Source organism: Streptomyces actinomycinicus (assembly GCF_016741775.1).
Taxonomy (GTDB): Bacteria; Actinomycetota; Actinomycetes; order Streptomycetales; family Streptomycetaceae; genus Streptomyces; species Streptomyces actinomycinicus.
Window position 1 is genome coordinate 80288 of the sequence record NZ_JAERRK010000012.1, and the last position, 17056, is coordinate 97343.

A 17056-nucleotide genomic window follows, 5' to 3' on the forward strand; every position below is an offset into this window, starting at 1 on the left:
AGAGGCCCCGCCATGACCGTCACCGCCACAGCCCCGGCCACCGCCGTCACCGACGGCCCCGCCGCCCACCGCGACCCCAACGTCCTGCGCTGGCTCGGCGCCTACACCTCCTCGATGCTCGGCGACAGCGTCTACTACATCGCCCTGTCCTGGGCCGCCGTCCAGGCCGGAAGCCCCGCGCAGGCCGGCCTGGTGATGTCGGTCAGCGCGGTGCCGAGAGCCGTCCTGCTGCTGGGCGGGGGAGTGATCGCCGACCGGCTGGGGCCGCGCCGGGTGGTCATCGGCAGCGACGCCGTGCGCTGCGCCGCGGTCCTCGCCGTGGCCGCCCTGCTGTTCCTCACCAGCCCCGGACTGTGGCCGCTCGCCGGGCTGGCCCTGGTCTTCGGCACCGTCGACGCCGTCTTCATGCCCGCCGTCGGAGCCCTCCCGGCCCGCATCACCGGTAAGGACCAGCTCGCCCGCGTCCAGGGCATGCGCGGCCTCGCCATCCGGTTCTCCAACGTGGCCGGCGCCCCGCTCGGCGGCCTCGGTGTGGCGGTCGGCGGAGCACCCACCGCCTTCGCCGTCGCCGGCCTGCTCATCGCCGTCTCCGTACCGCTGCTGATATCCGTGCGCGTCAAAGAGCTGCCCGCGGACTCCGGGACGGCCACGCCCGGCACCGCCTGGGCCGATCTGACGGCCGGTCTGCGGCACATCCGGCGCCACCGGGTCCTCGCCCCGCTGATGGTGGCCATCGCCCTCGGCGACCTCGGCTTCGTCGGCCCGCTGAACGTCGGTCTGACCCTGCTCGCCGACCGGCGCGGCTGGGGCGCCTCCGGAATGGGCTGGGTGCTCGCCGGCTTCGGCGTCGGTGCGGGTGCCGCCTCCCTGCTGCTGACCGTGCGTGGCCGGATGCCCCGGGCGGGTCTGGTCACCGGCTGCGCCTGCGTCGCGGGTTCCGTCGCCGTCGGCGCCCTCGCCTTCGTCCCCGCGCTCCCCGCCGCCGTCGGCGTGGCCCTGCTCGTCGGCCTGCTGGCCGGCCTCAGCGGCGCCCTGTGCGGGGCCCTGCTGCAGACCCAGTCCGACCCCGCCTACCTCGGCCGGGTCAGCGCCGTCGCCAGCCTGGTCAGCCTCGGTCTGGCCCCCCTGAGCATGCCGTTCGCGGCTGCCGCGATCGGCGCCTGGGGCCTCGCGCCGGTCTTCGTCGCCAGCGCGGCCGTCTGCGGCCTCGGCGGGGTCGTCGCCCTCCTCGTGCCGGCCCTGCGCCACGCCGAACTCCCCCGCTGACCCTCACCCCACCGGCTGCAGCAGCTGCACCAGGTTGCCCACCGTGTCGTCGAACACCGCCGCCAGCATCGGCCCCTGCTCCTGCGGCGGATGCGTGAACCTGACGCCGAGCCCGGTCAGCCGCTCGTACTCGGCCCGGATGTCGTCCACCGAGAACACGATGCACGGCAGCCCCGCCTCGTGCAGCGCCCTGCGGTACGGCTCCGCGATCGGGCCCTCACCGGGCTCCAGCAGCAGCTGGAGATCCGGCTGGGCCCCCTCGCACGCCCCGACCGTGACGAAGAGCGTTCCGCCGCCGAGATCCATGTGCAGGCGGGTCTCGAAGCCCAGGACCTCCGTGTAGAAGGCGTGGGCCCGGGCCACGTCGTCCACGTACACGCTGGTCATCGCGACCTTGATCATGGATGAGACCCTCCCGGATGCGTCAGATGCCCAGCCGCTTGGACTCGTGCAGCCTGTCGATGGCCTCCGCGTCGCCCTCCACCTCGACCTTGGCCGCGCTCTGCCGGCCGAACGCGAACAGCAGCAGCTCCGACGGCTCGCCGGTCACCGTCACCACCGGCGTGCCGCGGTGCGCCACCACCGTCTGGCCGTCCGGACGGCGCAGCACCAGCCCCGTCGGCACCCCCCGGCCCATCAGCCGTGCGGTGCGCTCCAGCCGGGACCACAGCGCGTCCTGGAAGACCGGGTCCAGCTCGCGCCGGCTCCAGTCCGGCTGGGCGCGGCGGACGTCCTCCGTGTGGACGTAGAACTCGACGATGTTGGCCGCCTCGTCGACCTGTTTGAGCTGGAAGGGCGAGAAGCGCGGCGGGCCGGTACGGATGAGCTGGATCAGCTCGTCGTACGGCTTGGCGGCGTACTCGGCCATCACCTTCTCGAGGCGCGGCGCGAGCTGCTTGATCAGCGCGCCCCCCGCCGCGTCCGGGCGTCGCTCGCGCACGATCACGTGCGCGGCCAGGTCCCGGGTCCGCCAGCCCTCGCAGAGGGTCTCGGCGTCCGGACCGACGGTTTCCAAGAGGTCGGCGAGCAGCAGCCGTTCACGCTTGGCGAAGGTCGACATGGAGTCAGCCTACGACCCGGTACCGGCTCCGCCCAGCGGGCACCCGCCGAACAGCGTCCGACGGTCCGGCCCGTGGACACGGACCGTCGCCGCCGGGCCGGCGCGGCACAATGGCACCCATGACCAGTCCGACCGGTATGCCCGCCCGTCACCCGGCCACCGCCCCCGATCGAGGCGCTTCGCACCACCGTGTTCCCCCCAGCAGCCTCGACCCGGAGATCGCCGCGCGCCTGAAGCGCAGCGCCGACGGCCTCCTGCCCGCCATCGCCCAGCAGTACGACACCGGAGAGGTGCTCATGCTCGGCTGGATGGACGACGAGGCGCTGCACCGGACCCTGACCACCGGCCGCTGCACCTACTGGTCGCGCAGCCGCCGGGAGTACTGGGTCAAGGGCGACACCTCGGGCCACTTCCAGTGGGTGAAGTCGGTCGCACTGGACTGCGACGCCGACACCGTGCTCGTCAAGGTCGACCAGGTCGGCGCGGCCTGCCACACCGGCGCGCGCACCTGCTTCGACGAGGACGTGCTGGTCAAGGACGCCGGTTCCGGCCCGACCGGCTCCGATCAGTAAGGTCAGCGGGCATGGACCTCGAGACCTTCCGCAAGCTGGCCGCCGACCGGCGCGTCATCCCCGTCACGCGCAAGCTCCTCGCCGACGGCGACACCCCGGTCGCGCTCTACCGCAAGCTCGCCGCCGAGCGCCCCGGCACCTTCCTGCTGGAGTCCGCGGAGAACGGCCGGTCCTGGTCCCGGTACTCGTTCGTCGGCGTCCGCAGCGCCGCCACGCTCACCGCGCGGGACGGCCAGGCCCACTGGCTCGGCACCCCGCCCGTCGGCGTCCCCACGGACGGCGACCCCCTGCACGCCCTGCGCGCCACCCTCCAGACCCTGCACACCCCGCACCAGGAGGGCATGCCGCCCTTCACCGGCGGCATGGTCGGCTACCTGGGCTACGACATCGTCCGCCGCCTGGAGAAGATCGGCCCCGGCGAGCGCGACGACCTCCGGCTGCCCGAGCTGACCATGCTGCTGACCAGCGACCTCGCGGTGATGGACCACTGGGAGGGCTCGGTCCTGCTGATCGCCAACGCGATCAACCACAACGACCTCGACACCGGCGTGGACGAGGCGTACGCGGACGCCGTGGCCCGGCTGGACGCCATGGAGGCGGACCTGTCCCGGCCGGTCGCCCAGCCCCCGGCCCACCTGCCGCCCTCCGAGCTGCCCGAGTACACCGCCCTGTGGGGCGGCCCCGACTTCCAGCGGGCCGTCGAGGACGTCAAGGAGCGCATCCGCGCGGGCGAGGCCTTCCAGGTCGTGCCCTCCCAGCGTTTCGAGACCCCGTGCACGGCGAGCGCCCTGGACGTCTACCGGGTCCTGCGGGCCACCAACCCCTCGCCGTACATGTACCTCTTCCGCCTGGAGGGCTTCGACGTCGTCGGCTCGTCCCCGGAAGCCCTGGTCAAGGTCGAGGACGGGCGTGCGATGGTCCACCCCATCGCCGGCACCCGGCACCGCGGCGCCACGCCGCAGGAGGACCAGGCCCTCGCCGAGGAACTGCTCGCCGACCCCAAGGAACGCGCCGAGCACCTGATGCTGGTCGACCTCGGCCGCAACGACCTGGGCCGGGTCTGCGAGCCCGGCTCGGTCGAGGTGGTCGACTTCATGTCCGTCGAGCGCTACTCGCACGTGATGCACATCGTCTCGACCGTCACCGGCAAGGTGGCCGCCGGCCGCACGGCCTTCGACGTGCTCACCGCGTGCTTCCCGGCGGGCACCCTGTCCGGCGCCCCCAAACCCCGGGCCATGCAGATCATCGACGAGCTGGAGCCGTCCCGGCGCGGGCTGTACGGCGGCTGCGTGGGCTACCTGGACTTCGCCGGAGACTCCGACACCGCGATCGCCATCCGCACGGCCCTGCTCCGCGACGGCACGGCCTACGTCCAGGCGGGCGCCGGCATCGTCGCCGACTCCGACCCCGTCGCCGAGGACCAGGAGTGCCGCAACAAGGCGGCCGCGGTGCTGCGGGCGGTGCACACGGCGAACCGCCTGGCGCAATAGGGCGCTTCTCACGCCTCTCATCGGAACCCCGGGTGACGGTTCGCCCGGGGTTCAGGCGATAGTGGACTACGTGACTGCTGCACCTCACCCCCGTTCCGAAGCCGCCGCACCCGCCCGGTCCGGCCGGCGGAGCCTCGCCGTGGCCCTCCTGTGCGGTGCCCTCGGCGCGGCCGTGGCGCTGCTCGCGAGCCGGCAGCGCTGGGCGGAGGGCACCGCGACGGTGGCCGGCGGCGCGTTCCCGCTCACCGTCAAGGGCAGCGACGTCACGGGCGTGCCCGCGGCCCTCGCCGTAGTGGGCCTCGCCGCGCTCGTCGCCGTCTTCGCCGTCCGCAGGGCCGGCCGCCTCGTCGTCTCCGGGCTGCTCGCGCTGTCCGGCGCCGGGATCGTCGCCGCGGCCCTCGGGGCCGCCTCCGACAGCTCCGCCCTGGACGAGAAGGCCGCCCAGGCCAGCGGTGACACCTCCGCCACGGTCGACGCGCTCAGCCACACCGGCTGGCCCTACGTCGCGGCCGCCGGCGGCCTGCTGATCCTGCTCGCCGGCCTGCTGGCCCTGCGCTACGGCAGCCTGTGGCCCGCCATGTCCGGACGCTACGAACGCGGCACCGCCCGCCCGCGGCGCACGGCCCGGCCGGCCGACCCGGAGCGGCCCGAGGAGATCTGGAAGGCCCTGGACCGCGGCGAGGACCCGACCGGCGCCTGAACCGGAGCCGGGCACACCCCCGACGTCCGCCGGACGTCCGCCGGATGTGGCGTAACAGACCCCACCCCAGCGTCCGGCACACCCGTGCGTACGGGACAATGGAGGACGAGCGTCCGGCTCGGACAGTGACGGGCGGGCTCAGCACCGTACGGGACACGACGTACGACGCGTACCACGACACGTACACAGCAACGAGGAGCAAGTCATGGCGGGCAGCAGCCACGGTCACACCCCGGCCGCCTGGACCGGTGTCATCATCGCCTTCATCGGTTTCTGCGTCTCGGGCGCCTTCATGGTGATGGCCCAGCCGCTCGGCTTCTGGGCCGGCATGGTGATCGTGGTGCTCGGCGGCGTGGTCGGCGCCGTCATGCGCGCGATGGGCCTCGGCCAGCCCAGGCAGGCCCGTGCGCTCCCGCACACCGCTCCCGCCGTGACCCGGGAGCCGGCCGGCGCCGAGAGCTGAACCGGGGTTTTCCGCGAGGGGCGGTCCGTCACCCGGAGAGGGGACGGACCGCCCCTCGCGTTCGGGGCGGCGGGCGCGCGGGCCGGCGGCCGGCAGGTCACAATGCCCGCGTGAACGCCGACAGCCCCACGGTCCCGCCCCAGGCCCGGCGGGCCCTCCCGCAGCCGGAGCCGCCCCGCCCGCCCCTCTGGCGGCGGCTCGCGCTCCCCGCAGCGGCGTTCACGGCCGTGGCCGGGGCCTTCGCCTACGTCGGCGCGGTCGACCCCAACGAGCCCGGCCACTACCCGGCCTGCCCCCTGTACCGGCTCACCGGCCTGTACTGCCCCGGCTGCGGCGGACTGCGCAGCGCGCACGCCTTCGTCCACGGCGACCTGCTCGCCGCCCTGCGCGACAACGCGCCGGGCGTCGCCGCCTACCTCGGCTTCGCCCTGCTGTGGGCCGTCTGGGTGGTCCGTTCGGTCCGCGGCCGGCCGTTGCGGATCGCCGTCACCCCGGCCCGGCTGTGGGCCGCCGGCGCGCTGCTCACGATGTTCACGGTGGTCCGGAACCTGCCGGCCGGGGGCTGGCTCCACCCTTGATCGAAGAGGGAACGTCCAGGTAGTGGGACCGTGGTCCACCGGATGCGAGGCCTCGGCTCTGCTGCGGATACCATCGCAGTGACCAGAGGTTTTCAGAACCTGAAGGAACCACCGTCCGGAAGGGGGCCGCTCGCGTGAGTGTGCTCGACGAGATCATCGACGGAGTCCGTGCCGACCTCGCAGAGCGGCAGGCACGCGTCAGCCTCGACGAGCTCAAGGAGCGCGCGGCCAAGGCTCCCGCCGCCAAGGACGGGGTGGCCGCGCTCAAGGGCGACGGCGTCAAGGTGATCTGCGAGGTCAAGCGCTCCAGCCCCTCCAAGGGCGCGCTGGCCGCGATCGCCGACCCGGCAGGGCTGGCCGCGGACTACGAGGCGGGCGGCGCGGCCGTCATCTCCGTCCTCACCGAACAGCGCCGCTTCGGCGGCTCGCTCGCGGACCTGGAGGCCGTCCGCGCGCGCGTGGACATCCCGGTGCTGCGCAAGGACTTCATCGTCACCTCGTACCAGCTCTGGGAGGCCCGGGCCTACGGCGCCGACCTGGCGCTGCTGATCGTGGCCGCCCTGGACCAGCCGGCCCTGGAGTCACTGATCGAGCGTGCGGTGTCCATCGGCCTGACCCCCCTCGTCGAGGTGCACGACGAGGACGAGGTCGAGCGTGCGGTGGACGCGGGCGCCAAGATCATCGGCGTCAACGCGCGCAACCTGAAGACGCTCGAGGTCGACCGCGGCACGTTCGAGCGGGTCGCCCCGGAGATCCCCGGCCACCTGGTGAAGGTCGCCGAGTCCGGCGTCCGCGGCCCGCACGACCTGATCGCCTACGCCAACGCCGGCGCCGACGCGGTCCTGGTCGGCGAGTCCCTGGTGACCGGCCGCGACCCGAAGGCCGCCGTCGCGGACCTGGTCGCCGCCGGCGAGCACCCCGCGCTGCGGCACGGCCGGAGCTAGATCACCCGCTAGGCTGACACCGATGACTCTCACCGTGACGACCGTGGACCGGTACGCCCGCCTGGCGCGCGGCTGCCGTCCGAGGGGCTGTCGTGCCCCGGCCCGGCGTGTCCACGGCCGCAGGGTGCGCTACGTCATCGGTGACGAGCCCGGGCAGGTGAACGGCATGCGATGGCAGCGGCCGACCTTCAGGGGCGCGGGGAACAGCGCGCGCACCCGCTGACGGCCCGCAGCGAATCCCCGCCCCCACGGCGAACAGTGTCTTTCCACGCACTCACCGTGAGGTTTCGGTATGCCCAGCAACTTCTTCTTCCCTGACCCCGCCGGTCAGGTGCCCGACGCCGCGGGCTACTTCGGCGCATTCGGCGGCAAGTTCATCCCGGAGGCCCTCGTCGCCGCCGTGGACCAGGTCGCCGTCGAGTACGAGAAGGCCAAGGCCGACCCGGAGTTCGCCCGGGAACTCGACGAGCTGATGGTCAACTACACCGGCCGGCCCAGCGCGCTGACCGAGGTGCCGCGGTTCGCCGAACACGCCGGCGGCGCCCGGGTGTTCCTCAAGCGCGAGGACCTCAACCACACCGGCTCCCACAAGATCAACAACGTCCTCGGCCAGGCCCTGCTCACCAAGCGCATGGGCAAGACCCGGGTCATCGCCGAGACCGGCGCCGGCCAGCACGGTGTCGCGACCGCCACCGCCTGCGCACTGTTCGGACTCGGCTGCACCATCTACATGGGCGAGGTCGACACCAGGCGCCAGGCCCTGAACGTCGCCCGGATGCGCATGCTCGGCGCCGAGGTCGTCGCCGTGAAGTCCGGCAGCCGCACCCTCAAGGACGCCATCAACGAGGCGTTCCGCGACTGGGTCGCCAACGTCGACGACACCCACTACCTGTTCGGTACGGTCGCGGGCCCGCACCCCTTCCCGGCCCTGGTCCGCGACTTCCACCGGGTCATCGGCGTCGAGGCCCGCCGGCAGCTCCTGGAACGCGCCGGACGCCTCCCCGACGCGGCCGTCGCCTGCGTCGGCGGCGGCTCCAACGCCATCGGCCTCTTCCACGCCTTCATCCCCGACGAGAGCGTCCGCCTCATCGGCTGCGAGCCCGCCGGGCACGGCATCGGGACCGGCGAGCACGCGGCCACCCTGACCGCGGGCGAGCCGGGCATCCTGCACGGCTCACGCAGTTACGTCCTGCAGGACGAGGAGGGCCAGATCACCGAGCCGTACTCGATCTCGGCCGGTCTGGACTACCCGGGCATCGGCCCCGAGCACTCCTACCTGAAGGACTCCGGCCGCGGCGAGTACCGCGCGGTCACCGACGACGCGGCCATGCAGGCCCTGCGCCTGCTGTCGCGCACCGAGGGCATCATCCCGGCCATCGAGAGCGCCCACGCCCTGGCCGGCGCCCTGGAGGTCGGCAAGGAGCTGGGCAAGGACGGCCTGATCCTGGTCAACCTCTCCGGCCGCGGCGACAAGGACATGGACACCGCCGCCCGCTACTTCGGCCTGTACGACACCGACGCCGAGGTGGCCGCCAACGAGGCCGACACCGCCGAGATCGAGGGGGACGCGAAGTGAGCGGGACCGCATTCAGCGGCGGCAGGGCACAGCTGCTGTCGGACACCCTCGCGGGTGCCAAGGCCGAGGGCCGCTCGGCGCTCATCGCCTACCTCCCGGCCGGCTTCCCGACCGTGGACGGCGGCATCGAGGCGATCAAGGCCGTGTTCGACGGCGGTGCCGACATCGTCGAGGTCGGTCTGCCGCACAGCGACCCGGTGCTCGACGGCCCGGTCATCCAGACCGCCGACGACATCGCCCTGCGCGGCGGTGTGAAGATCGCCGACGTCATGCGGACGGTCCGCGAGGCGCACCTGGCCACCGGGAAGCCCGTGCTGGTCATGACCTACTGGAACCCGATCGACCGGTACGGCGTGGAGCGCTTCACCGCCGAGCTGGCCGAGGCGGGCGGCGCGGGCTGCATCCTGCCCGACCTGCCGGTCCAGGAGTCGGCGCTGTGGCGCGAGCACGCCACCAAGCACGGCCTGGCGACGGTCTTCGTCGTGGCGCCGAGCAGCAAGGACGAGCGGCTCACCGAGATCACCGCGGCGGGCAGCGGCTTCGTCTACGCGGCCTCCCTGATGGGCGTCACCGGCACCCGCGAGTCCGTCGGCACGCAGGCCCAGAACCTGGTCGAGCGCACGCGTGCGACCGGTACCCCGCTGCCCGTCTGCGTCGGACTCGGCGTCTCCAACGCGGCCCAGGCCGCCGAGGTCGCCGGCTTCGCCGACGGGGTCATCGTCGGCTCGGCGTTCGTGAAGCGGATGCTGGACGCCCCGGACCACGCGTCCGGCCTCGAGGCGGTCCGTGAGCTGGCCGGTGAGCTGGCGAAGGGCGTGCGCGGCCGGGCGTGACCGCCGGTGATGTCCCCCGTGGTTGATTCGATCACCCGATCGGGTGGACCTGGGGCCGGGGAGGCACGCTGCGCCTCCCCGGTTCGTTCTGGGGGTGTGAGCGAGAAGAACCGTGACGGAAAGCGCACCGCCCGGGAGCGGCTGGCGGTCGAGCGCGAGAAGCAGAAGTCCGCGGAGAAGCGGCGGCGCACGCTGATCGTGGGCGCCGGTGTCGTCTGCGTCCTCGGCCTCGCGGCGGTGATCGGCGTGCTCGCCGCGAACGCCGGCAAGGACAAGAAGGGAAGCGAGGAGGCGGGCCCGGTCGTGGCGCCTTCGGGCGCGCAGGGCAAGGACAGCCTCGCCATCCCGGTCGGCAAGGACGGCGCCAAGTCGACGCTCACCGTCTGGGAGGACTTCCGCTGCCCGGCCTGCCAGGCCTTCGAGGCGGCGTACCGGCCGACGCTCCACGAACTGGCCGACGCCGGCAAGCTCAGAGTCGAGTACCACCTGGTCCGGCTGATCGACGGCAACCTCGGTGGCAGCGGCTCGCTGCGCGCGGCCAACGCCGCGGCCTGCGCCCAGGACGCCGGAAAGTTCCGCGAGTACCACGACGTGCTCTACGCGAACCAGCCCGAGGAGAGCGACGACGCCTTCGGCAGCGACGACCGGCTGATCGAACTCGCGGGCAAGGTGCAGGGCCTGGACACCCCCGCCTTCCGCAAGTGCGTCAAGGACGGCACCCACAACAGCTGGGTGAACAAATCGCACCAGGCCTTCGAGGCCGGGCACTTCGGCGGCACGCCCACGGTCCTGTTCGGCGGCAAGAACATCTACCAGGACCAGTCGATGACCCCGGCCAAGCTCAAGGAGATGGTGGAGGCGGCCAACCGCGGGTAAGGGGGATTCTCACGCCCCCGTTATGGACCCGTAGCCGGGCTGCTTGCCGTCCCCGCGGCCCGGCACGGTAGCGTCGGACTTGCCATGAACCTTGCCTACATCCCCAGCCCGTCGCACGGGGTGCTGTATCTCGGCCCCATCCCGCTGCGCGGCTACGCCTTCTGCATCATCATCGGCGTCTTCGTCGCCGTCTGGTTCGGCAACAAGCGCTGGATCGCCCGCGGCGGGCAGTCCGGCACGGTTGCCGACATCGCCGTCTGGGCCGTCCCGTTCGGCCTCGTCGGCGGCCGGCTCTACCACGTGATCACGGACTACGAGCTGTACTTCAGCGAGGGCCGTGACTGGGTGGACGCCTTCAAGGTGTGGGAGGGCGGCCTGGGCATCTGGGGCGCCATCGCGCTCGGCGCGCTCGGCGCGTGGATCGGTGCGCGGCGCCGGGGCATCCCGATGCCGGCGTACGCCGACGCCGTCGCGCCCGGCATCGCCTTCGCACAGGCCATCGGCCGCTGGGGCAACTGGTTCAACCAGGAGCTGTACGGCCGTGAGACGCATGTGCCGTGGGCGCTGCACATCACCTCCTCCGAGGGCGGCCGGGTACCGGGCTACTACCACCCGACGTTCCTCTACGAGTCCCTGTGGTGCGTCGGTGTCGCCCTGCTCGTCGTCTGGGCCGACCGCCGCTTCAGGCTGGGCCACGGCCGGGCGTTCGCCCTGTACGTCGCCGCGTACTGCCTGGGCCGCGGCTGGATCGAGTACCTGCGGGTGGACGACGCCCACCACATCCTGGGCCTCCGCCTCAACGTCTGGACCGCGCTGATCGTCTTCCTGCTCGCCGTCGCGTACATCGTGGTGTCGGCGAAGAAGCGTCCGGGCCGGGAAGAGGTCGTCGAGCCGGGAGCCCCCGGCGGTCCGGCCGACGGCGCGGAGGCTGTCGCCGAGGGCGTGGAGCCCGCCGCGGAGAGCGCGGAGACCGCCCCCGAGGACGAGGAGAAGGCCACGGAGCCGGACCCGGGCGGAGCCGACGCCGAGGCCGGGACGAAGAACGAGGCCGAGTCGGCGACGAAGAAGAGCTGACCGCCGCTTCCACGACGCCGAGGGCGCCCGGATCACTCCGGGCGCCCTCGGCGTGTACGGAGGTGCGTGCCCCGCCGGCTTCGGCACCGCCCCACCGAGCTGATCTACACCACCGACGGCAGGATCACCTCGTACGCCGGCGCCCTCTCGGCGACCGTCACGGGCGCGGCTCAGTCCCTGGCGGTCAGGGAGAGGGTCCGCCGGGCCAGGGCCACCACCGCCGCGTCGATGAAGCGGCCGTCGGGGAGGGCCTGGGCGCCCTCGTTCGTCGAGGCCGCCTTGATGATCGTCTCGGCGTGCTCGATCTCCGCTTCCGTGGGCAGGTAGGCCCGTTCGATCACCGGCAGCTGGCGCGGGTGGATCGCGGCGCGGCCCAGGAAGCCCAGGGCGCGGCCGTGGGCGCAGGAAGAGGACAGGCCGTCGAGGTCACGGATGTCCGGGTAGACCGTCTGCGGGGGTGGGGCCAGGCCCGCCGCCCGCGCGGCGACGATCACCCGGGAGCGCGGCCAGTCGAGGCCCGTCTCGGCCCGCACCCCCAGGTCGGCCCTGAGGTCCGCCTCGCCGAGGGCGATGCCCCGCAGCGACGGGTGGGCGGTCGCGATGGTGTAGGCGAATTCGATGCCCACCGCCGACTCCAGCAGGGCGTACAGGGGGAGGGGGGTCGCCGCGGCGACCTGCCTGATCTCGCGCGGGGACGTCACCTTCGGAAGCCGCAGTCCGGACACGCCCGGCAGGGCCGCCAGCATGGTCAGGTCCGCGGCCGCCCAGTCGGTGTCCAGGGCGTTGACGCGGACGTGCACCGGAACCGGCTGCGGCTCGGCGAGGAGTTCCGCGGTGGCCGCGCGGGCGTACTCCTTGCGGTCCGGGGCGACCGCGTCCTCCAGGTCGACCACCACCACGTCGGCGCCCGCCACCAGCGCCTTGGCCACCACGTGCGGGCGGTCGCCGGGGACGTAGAGCCAGGTCAGCGGGAACCGGGTCACAGGGCACCCTCCGCGCGCAGCGCCGCGATGTCGGCCGGGGTCAGGCCCAGCTCGGTGAGCACGGCCTCCGTGTCGGCACCGTGCGGCCGGCCGGCCCAGCGGATCGCGCCGGGCGTCGAGGAGAGCCGGAAGAGGACGTTCTGCATGCGCACCGGGCCCAGCTCCGGGTCGGCGACCGTGGTGACCGTGCCCAGCGCCCGGTACTGCGGATCCGCCAGCACGCCCCGGACGTCCTGGACCGGAGCCACCGCTGCCTCCGCCTTCTCGAAGGCCGCGAGCACCTCGGTCCGGTCGCGGGCGGCGATCCAGGAGCCGACGGCCTCGTCCAGCACATCGGCGTGGGCGGCCCGGTCCGCGCCGGTGGCGAACCACGGCTCCTCGACCAGATCGGGGCGGCCCACGAGCCGCAGCACTCGTTCGGCGACCGACTGCGCCGAGGTGGAGACGGCGACCCAGCAGCCGTCGGCAGTGCGGTAGGTGTTGCGCGGGGCGTTGTTCGCGGACCGGTTCCCGGTGCGTTCCTGGACGTGGCCGAGCTGGTCGTACCAGGTCGGGTGCGGGCCGAGGACGGCGAGGATCGGCTCGATGATCGCCATGTCGACGACCTGCCCCCGGCCGGTGTGCTCGCGCGCGGCCAGCGCCGTCAGCACGGCGTACGCGGTCGCCAGGCCGGCGACCGAGTCGGCGAGACCGAAGGGTGGCAGCGTCGGGGGCGCGTCCGGTTCGCCGGTGACCGCGGCGAAGCCGCTCATCGCCTCGGCGAGGGTGCCGAAGCCGGGCCGGTGCGCGTAGGGGCCGAACTGGCCGAACGCGGTGACCCGGGCGAGCACCAGCCGGGCGTTGGCCGCCGACAGCTCCGGCCAGCCGAGGTCCCACTTCTCCAGGGTGCCCGGGCGGAAGTTCTCGATCACCACGTCGGCGGTGGCGGCGAGCCGGAGCAGGGTGGTCCGGCCGCCGGCGGTGGACAGGTCGAGGGTGACGGTCCGCTTGTTGCGGCCGAGCACCTTCCACCACAGGCCGACGCCGTGCTTCGCCGGGCCGTGGCCCCGGGACGGGTCGGGACGCCGGGGATGCTCGACCTTGATCACCTCGGCGCCGAAGTCACCGAGCAGGGTGGCGGCCATCGGGCCGGCGAAGAGAGTGGCGAGGTCCAGCACGCGCAGGCCGTCCAGGGCGGGGCGCGTCCGTGTCGTCGTACTCATGCGGTGAACTGCGCGTCGATCTCCGGGCGGTACGGCATCGACGCCGATGCCCCGGCCCGCTGGACGGAGATCGCCGCGGCGGCGGCCGCCCACGACAGGGCCTCGCGTACCGGTTTCTCCTCGGCGAGGGCCACGGCGAGCGCGCCGGCGAAGGTGTCGCCCGCCCCGGTGGAGTCGACGGCGGTCACCCGGGGTGCGGGAACCACGAGCGGTTCGGTGCCCCGGGCCAGGTACAGGCAGCCCGTCGCGCCGAGGGTGACGACGACCTCCGGTACCAGGTCCACCAGGGCGGCTGCCGCCTCGCGCGGGTCGGTCCGTCCGGTGAGGGTGACCGCCTCGTACTCGTTCGGCACCAACAGGTCGGTGGCGGCGAGGAGTTCGGGTGGGAGTGGCTGGGCAGGGGCCGGGGTGAGGATCGTACGGACGCCGTGCCGGCGGGCGGCCTCGGCGCCCGCGACGACCGCGGCCGTCGGGATCTCCAGCTGCAGCAGCAGGGCGTCGGCGGAGGCGATCACGCCTTCGTCACCGGGCGATAGGTGGTCGACGGTGCCGTTGGCGCCGGGGACGACGACGATCGCGTTGCCGCCCTCGTCGTCCACCACGATGTGCGCGGTACCGGTGGGGCCCTCGACCGTGCGCAGGAAGTCGGTGTCCACGCCGGAGTGTTCGAGGGTGTCACGCAGCCGCACACCGAAGGCGTCGTTGCCGACCGCGCCGATCATCGAGACGGTGGCGCCCGCGCGGGCCGCGGCGATCGCCTGGTTGGCGCCCTTGCCGCCGGGAATCGTACGGAACTCCCGTCCCGTCACCGTCTCCCCGCGCTGCGGGGCCTTGCCGACGTAGGCGACGAGGTCCATGTTCGTGCTGCCGAGGACGGCGATGTGGGTCATGAGCGGGTCGCCTCCAGGTGGGTGAGGTGGGCGAGGGTGTCGAAGCCGCTGCCGTCGAAGTCGGCGACGGTGCTGGCGAGCCGGTTCTTCAGCGGGGTCCGCCAGCGGTCGGGGATCGCGGTGGGGGTGCCGGCGAGGAGGCCGGCGACGCTGCCCGCGGTCGCCCCGTTCGAGTCGGTGTCCCAGCCGCCGGAGACGGCACGGCAGACGGAGCCGGTGAAGTCGCCGTCGGCGTGGGTCAGGGCGGCGGCGATCAGGGCGGTGTTGGGCAGGGCGTGCACCCAGTGGTGGGTGGGGCCGTAGCGGGCGTGGAGCTGGTCCACGACGTCGTCGAAGTTCTCCTCGGCCCGGGCCAGCCGGACGGCGTGGTCGATTGCCTGCGCCAGGCGGGAGCGGGGCGGTACCACGGTGCGGCCGGCGCGGAGGCAGTCGTGGATGTCGTGGCGTCCCGTGGCGGCGGTGGCGATCACGGCGGCCGTGAACATCGCCGCGTAGACGCCGTTGGCGGTGTGGGTGAGGACCGCGTCGCGGTGCGCCTGTGAGGCGGCGGCGGCCGGGTCGCCCGGGTTGGTCCAGCCGTGCACGTCGGCACGGATCAGGGCGCCGATCCACTCGCGGAACGGGTTGCGGTGGCGGGCCGTGAGCGGGGGCTCGATGCCGGCGAGGAGGTTGCGGTGGGCGAGGCGCTCGGCGGTGAAGGTGCGGCCGGGCGGGAGTTCCTCCAGCCACAGCCGGGCGACGTCGTCGGTGCTGAAGGACCTGCCGTGGCGCTGGAGCAGGAGGAGGTTCAGGAGCGGGTAGTCGAGGTCGTCGTCCTCGGGCATGCCGTCGATGTTCTCGGCGAGTGAAGTGGCGGCCGAGCGGCGGTTCCAGGGGTGGGCGTCGAGCAGCTCCCGCGGGACGCCCCGGGCGGTGAAGTAGCCGTTCAGCGGCCAGTTGCCGACGGCACGGGCCAGCGCGCGGATGCCGTCGAGGGGGAGTTTCTCGACGGGTTTGCCGAGCAGACAGCCGATGGCCCGGCCCAGCCAGGCGGCCTCCAGGGCGCGCGCGGCGGGGGCCGGGGCGCCCGCCCGGGGCGGCCAGTCCGGGCAGAGGGCCCTGATCCCGGCCAGGTCCGTCGGCTCGTCGTCCGCCAGTCTGCTCGGCAGGTCCGCCAGTTCGTCCAGCAGGTCCTCGGCCAGGAGGCGGAGATAGCGCGACGCCGGGACCGGTGAGGCGCCGGCTCGTTCCGGGGCCTCGGTCCCTCCGGCCGCCCGCCACCTGGCCTCGATCCGCGACGGCTCCCGGCCGTCCAGCCGGGCCTGGCGGATCTCGTGGCCCAGCAGGTCCTCCGGCTGCACCCAGGTCAGTCGGAGCATGGGCCGCCTCCGAGTGCGGTGAAGGCCCGCTCGTGGGCGCGCCGGCGGCGCACGTCCCGGGCGAAGATCTCACCGGTGACCTCGGTGAGCGCGCGGGCCGGCGCCCACAGGTCCAGGCGGCTGGCGTCCGCGACCGTCTTGGCCCACTCCTCGGGCACGGGCGAGCCGAGCGCGCCCGCGAGGGCACCGGCCATGGTGGCGATCGAGTCGCAGTCCCGGCCGTAGTTGACCGCGCCGAGGACGGCGTGCCGGTAGTCGCCCCCGGAGACGACCAGCATGCCCAGGGCGACGGGGAGTTCCTCGATGCTGTGCAGCCGGGAGGGGCGGCGGGCGTCGAGGGAGGGGGCGCGGTAGTCGGGTCCGACCGTGTCGTACGGGGCCACCGCCGTACGCAGCGGACCGAGCGCCGACTCGAAGTCCCGGTGCCGGGAGGCGACTTCGCAGACCTTCTCGATCGCCGTGCGGGTGCCGTCCCGCGCCAGGGACAGACAGGCGGCCACGACCGAGTCGGGGGTCGCGCCGGGCGTGGCCGCGGCGGCGACGGCCGCGGCCAGGACACCGGCCGCCTCACGGCCGTACGACGACTGGTGCGCGCCGGCGACGTCCAGCGCCTCCGCGTAGGCGGCGGCCGGGTTCGCCGCGTTGACCAGCCCGACCGGGGCCATGTACATCGCCGCGCCGCAGTTGACGATGTTGCCGACGCCCGCTTCCCGGGGGTCGGCGTGTCCGTAGGCCAGCCGGGCCACGAGCCACTTCTCGGCGAGGAAGACCCGGTGCAGCGGCAGCGCCTCGGCCTCCAGCTCCGGGATCCAGCGCGGGTTGGTCATCAGGTCCGGGACCAGGTGGTCGGCGATCGCGTACGCGTCGAGGTGGTCGCGGACCCGTTCGTAGACCCGGACCAGGGCGTGGGTCATCAAGGTGTCGTCGGTGACGTGGCCGTCGCCCTTGTGGTACGGCGCGAGGGGGCGGGCGGTGCGCCAGGCGTCGCCGTGCCAGGGGCCGACGACGCCGCGGACGCGGCCGCCGTGGCGCTCGGCGATCTGGTCGGGGGAGTAGCCCTCGACCGGGCCGCCGAGGGCGTCCCCGACGGCGGCGCCGACCAGGGCGCCGGTGATGCGGTCGGCGAGACCGTGCGGGGAGGGCCCACCGTTTTCTTCTTCTTCGAGTCCTTTGGGCTCCTTGGGCGTCATG

19 protein-coding genes are annotated in these 17056 nt (G+C 73.7%); 12 read left to right on the forward strand and 7 right to left on the reverse strand.

The genetic code is table 11. The annotated features are described in order from the left end of the window. The first annotated feature begins 12 nt into the window (after nt 1–12). Nucleotides 13–1266 (forward strand): MFS transporter, encoded by a 1254-nt coding sequence (locus JK359_RS22890; protein WP_201838698.1) that lies wholly within the window; start codon nt 13–15, stop codon nt 1264–1266. A gap of 3 nt (nt 1267–1269) precedes the next feature. On the opposite strand, the gene JK359_RS22895 is transcribed toward JK359_RS22890, so the two are convergent. Next, nucleotides 1270–1668, reverse strand: a complete 399-nt coding sequence (locus tag JK359_RS22895) for a VOC family protein (protein ID WP_201838707.1) — start codon at nt 1666–1668, stop codon at nt 1270–1272. Between the two features lie 22 nt (nt 1669–1690). After that, entirely contained in the window at nt 1691–2326 is a 636-nt protein-coding gene (locus JK359_RS22900; RefSeq protein ID WP_201838709.1) for a TIGR03085 family metal-binding protein, read from the reverse strand. A gap of 137 nt (nt 2327–2463) precedes the next feature. Here JK359_RS22900 and hisI point away from each other — a divergent pair, with 137 nt between their 5' ends. From hisI to lgt, 11 genes are all read left to right on the forward strand, one after another. After that, nucleotides 2464–2898, forward strand: a complete 435-nt coding sequence (gene hisI / locus JK359_RS22905; protein ID WP_201839038.1) for a phosphoribosyl-AMP cyclohydrolase — start codon at nt 2464–2466, stop codon at nt 2896–2898. A gap of 11 nt (nt 2899–2909) precedes the next feature. Then, nucleotides 2910–4388 (forward strand): anthranilate synthase component I, encoded by a 1479-nt coding sequence (locus tag JK359_RS22910; RefSeq protein WP_201838711.1) that lies wholly within the window; start codon nt 2910–2912, stop codon nt 4386–4388. 61 nt (nt 4389–4449) lie between these two features. Beyond that, nucleotides 4450–5088, forward strand: a complete 639-nt coding sequence (locus JK359_RS22915) for a TIGR02234 family membrane protein (RefSeq protein WP_201838713.1) — start codon at nt 4450–4452, stop codon at nt 5086–5088. A gap of 205 nt (nt 5089–5293) precedes the next feature. Then, entirely contained in the window at nt 5294–5551 is a 258-nt protein-coding gene (locus JK359_RS22920; RefSeq protein ID WP_201838715.1) for an HGxxPAAW family protein, read from the forward strand. Nucleotides 5552–5661: 110 nt separating this feature from the next. After that, on the forward strand, nt 5662–6129 hold the full coding sequence (locus tag JK359_RS22925; protein WP_201838716.1) for a DUF2752 domain-containing protein: 468 nt from the start codon (nt 5662–5664) through the stop codon (nt 6127–6129). A gap of 134 nt (nt 6130–6263) precedes the next feature. After that, on the forward strand, nt 6264–7073 hold the full coding sequence (gene trpC, locus JK359_RS22930) for an indole-3-glycerol phosphate synthase TrpC (RefSeq protein ID WP_201838718.1): 810 nt from the start codon (nt 6264–6266) through the stop codon (nt 7071–7073). Nucleotides 7074–7095: 22 nt separating this feature from the next. Continuing rightward, a complete protein-coding gene (gene trpM, locus JK359_RS22935) occupies nt 7096–7296 on the forward strand; it encodes a tryptophan biosynthesis modulator TrpM (RefSeq protein WP_201838726.1) in 201 nt (66 codons plus the stop codon). A gap of 69 nt (nt 7297–7365) precedes the next feature. Then, a complete protein-coding gene (trpB, locus tag JK359_RS22940) occupies nt 7366–8649 on the forward strand; it encodes a tryptophan synthase subunit beta (protein ID WP_201838728.1) in 1284 nt (427 codons plus the stop codon). After that, nucleotides 8646–9482, forward strand: a complete 837-nt coding sequence (trpA, locus tag JK359_RS22945; protein WP_201838730.1) for a tryptophan synthase subunit alpha — start codon at nt 8646–8648, stop codon at nt 9480–9482. Before trpB ends, trpA begins: the two co-directional genes overlap by 4 nt. A 96-nt stretch (nt 9483–9578) precedes the next feature. Beyond that, the gene (locus JK359_RS22950; protein ID WP_201838732.1) at nt 9579–10358 is read left to right on the forward strand and encodes a DsbA family protein; all 780 of its coding nucleotides are present in this window, start codon (nt 9579–9581) and stop codon (nt 10356–10358) included. A gap of 84 nt (nt 10359–10442) precedes the next feature. Then, on the forward strand, nt 10443–11432 hold the full coding sequence (lgt, locus tag JK359_RS22955) for a prolipoprotein diacylglyceryl transferase (protein ID WP_201838734.1): 990 nt from the start codon (nt 10443–10445) through the stop codon (nt 11430–11432). Between the two features lie 170 nt (nt 11433–11602). On the opposite strand, the gene JK359_RS22960 is transcribed toward lgt, so the two are convergent. Genes JK359_RS22960 through JK359_RS22980 form a run of 5 tightly spaced genes read right to left on the reverse strand, consistent with a single transcriptional unit; the run spans nt 11603 to nt 17055 of the window. Next, complete coding sequence (locus tag JK359_RS22960; protein ID WP_201838736.1) at nt 11603–12415, reverse strand: HpcH/HpaI aldolase/citrate lyase family protein; 813 nt, start codon at nt 12413–12415, stop codon at nt 11603–11605. Next, nucleotides 12412–13617 carry a CaiB/BaiF CoA transferase family protein gene (locus tag JK359_RS22965; RefSeq protein ID WP_201838738.1) on the reverse strand — a complete coding sequence of 402 codons (1206 nt, stop codon included), beginning with the start codon at nt 13615–13617 and terminating at the stop codon, nt 12412–12414. The genes JK359_RS22960 and JK359_RS22965 overlap by 4 nt, the downstream gene beginning before the upstream one ends. After that, entirely contained in the window at nt 13614–14507 is an 894-nt protein-coding gene (gene rbsK / locus JK359_RS22970; RefSeq protein ID WP_201838740.1) for a ribokinase, read from the reverse strand. The genes JK359_RS22965 and rbsK overlap by 4 nt, the downstream gene beginning before the upstream one ends. Next, nucleotides 14504–15865: an ADP-ribosylglycohydrolase family protein gene (locus JK359_RS22975; protein WP_201838742.1), complete on the reverse strand. Its 1362-nt coding sequence runs from the start codon at nt 15863–15865 to the stop codon at nt 14504–14506. Before JK359_RS22975 ends, rbsK begins: the two co-directional genes overlap by 4 nt. Next, entirely contained in the window at nt 15853–17055 is a 1203-nt protein-coding gene (locus tag JK359_RS22980) for an ADP-ribosylglycohydrolase family protein (RefSeq protein ID WP_201838744.1), read from the reverse strand. The genes JK359_RS22975 and JK359_RS22980 overlap by 13 nt, the downstream gene beginning before the upstream one ends. Nucleotide 17056: the final 1 nt, after the last annotated feature.

What these genes read in the sequence shown, in the direction of transcription:
- JK359_RS22890 (WP_201838698.1), top strand. Translation starts at nt 13, where the DNA reads ATGACCGTCACCGCCACAGCCCCGGCCACCGCCGTCACCGACGGCCCC.
- JK359_RS22895 (WP_201838707.1), bottom strand. Translation starts at nt 1,668, where the DNA reads ATGATCAAGGTCGCGATGACCAGCGTGTACGTGGACGACGTGGCCCGG.
- JK359_RS22900 (WP_201838709.1), bottom strand. Translation starts at nt 2,326, where the DNA reads ATGTCGACCTTCGCCAAGCGTGAACGGCTGCTGCTCGCCGACCTCTTG.
- hisI (WP_201839038.1), top strand. Translation starts at nt 2,464, where the DNA reads ATGCCCGCCCGTCACCCGGCCACCGCCCCCGATCGAGGCGCTTCGCAC.
- JK359_RS22910 (WP_201838711.1), top strand. Translation starts at nt 2,910, where the DNA reads ATGGACCTCGAGACCTTCCGCAAGCTGGCCGCCGACCGGCGCGTCATC.
- JK359_RS22920 (WP_201838715.1), top strand. Translation starts at nt 5,294, where the DNA reads ATGGCGGGCAGCAGCCACGGTCACACCCCGGCCGCCTGGACCGGTGTC.
- trpM (WP_201838726.1), top strand. Translation starts at nt 7,096, where the DNA reads ATGACTCTCACCGTGACGACCGTGGACCGGTACGCCCGCCTGGCGCGC.
- trpB (WP_201838728.1), top strand. Translation starts at nt 7,366, where the DNA reads ATGCCCAGCAACTTCTTCTTCCCTGACCCCGCCGGTCAGGTGCCCGAC.
- lgt (WP_201838734.1), top strand. Translation starts at nt 10,443, where the DNA reads ATGAACCTTGCCTACATCCCCAGCCCGTCGCACGGGGTGCTGTATCTC.
- JK359_RS22965 (WP_201838738.1), bottom strand. Translation starts at nt 13,617, where the DNA reads ATGAGTACGACGACACGGACGCGCCCCGCCCTGGACGGCCTGCGCGTG.
- rbsK (WP_201838740.1), bottom strand. Translation starts at nt 14,507, where the DNA reads ATGACCCACATCGCCGTCCTCGGCAGCACGAACATGGACCTCGTCGCC.
- JK359_RS22975 (WP_201838742.1), bottom strand. Translation starts at nt 15,865, where the DNA reads ATGCTCCGACTGACCTGGGTGCAGCCGGAGGACCTGCTGGGCCACGAG.
- JK359_RS22980 (WP_201838744.1), bottom strand. Translation starts at nt 17,055, where the DNA reads ATGACGCCCAAGGAGCCCAAAGGACTCGAAGAAGAAGAAAACGGTGGG.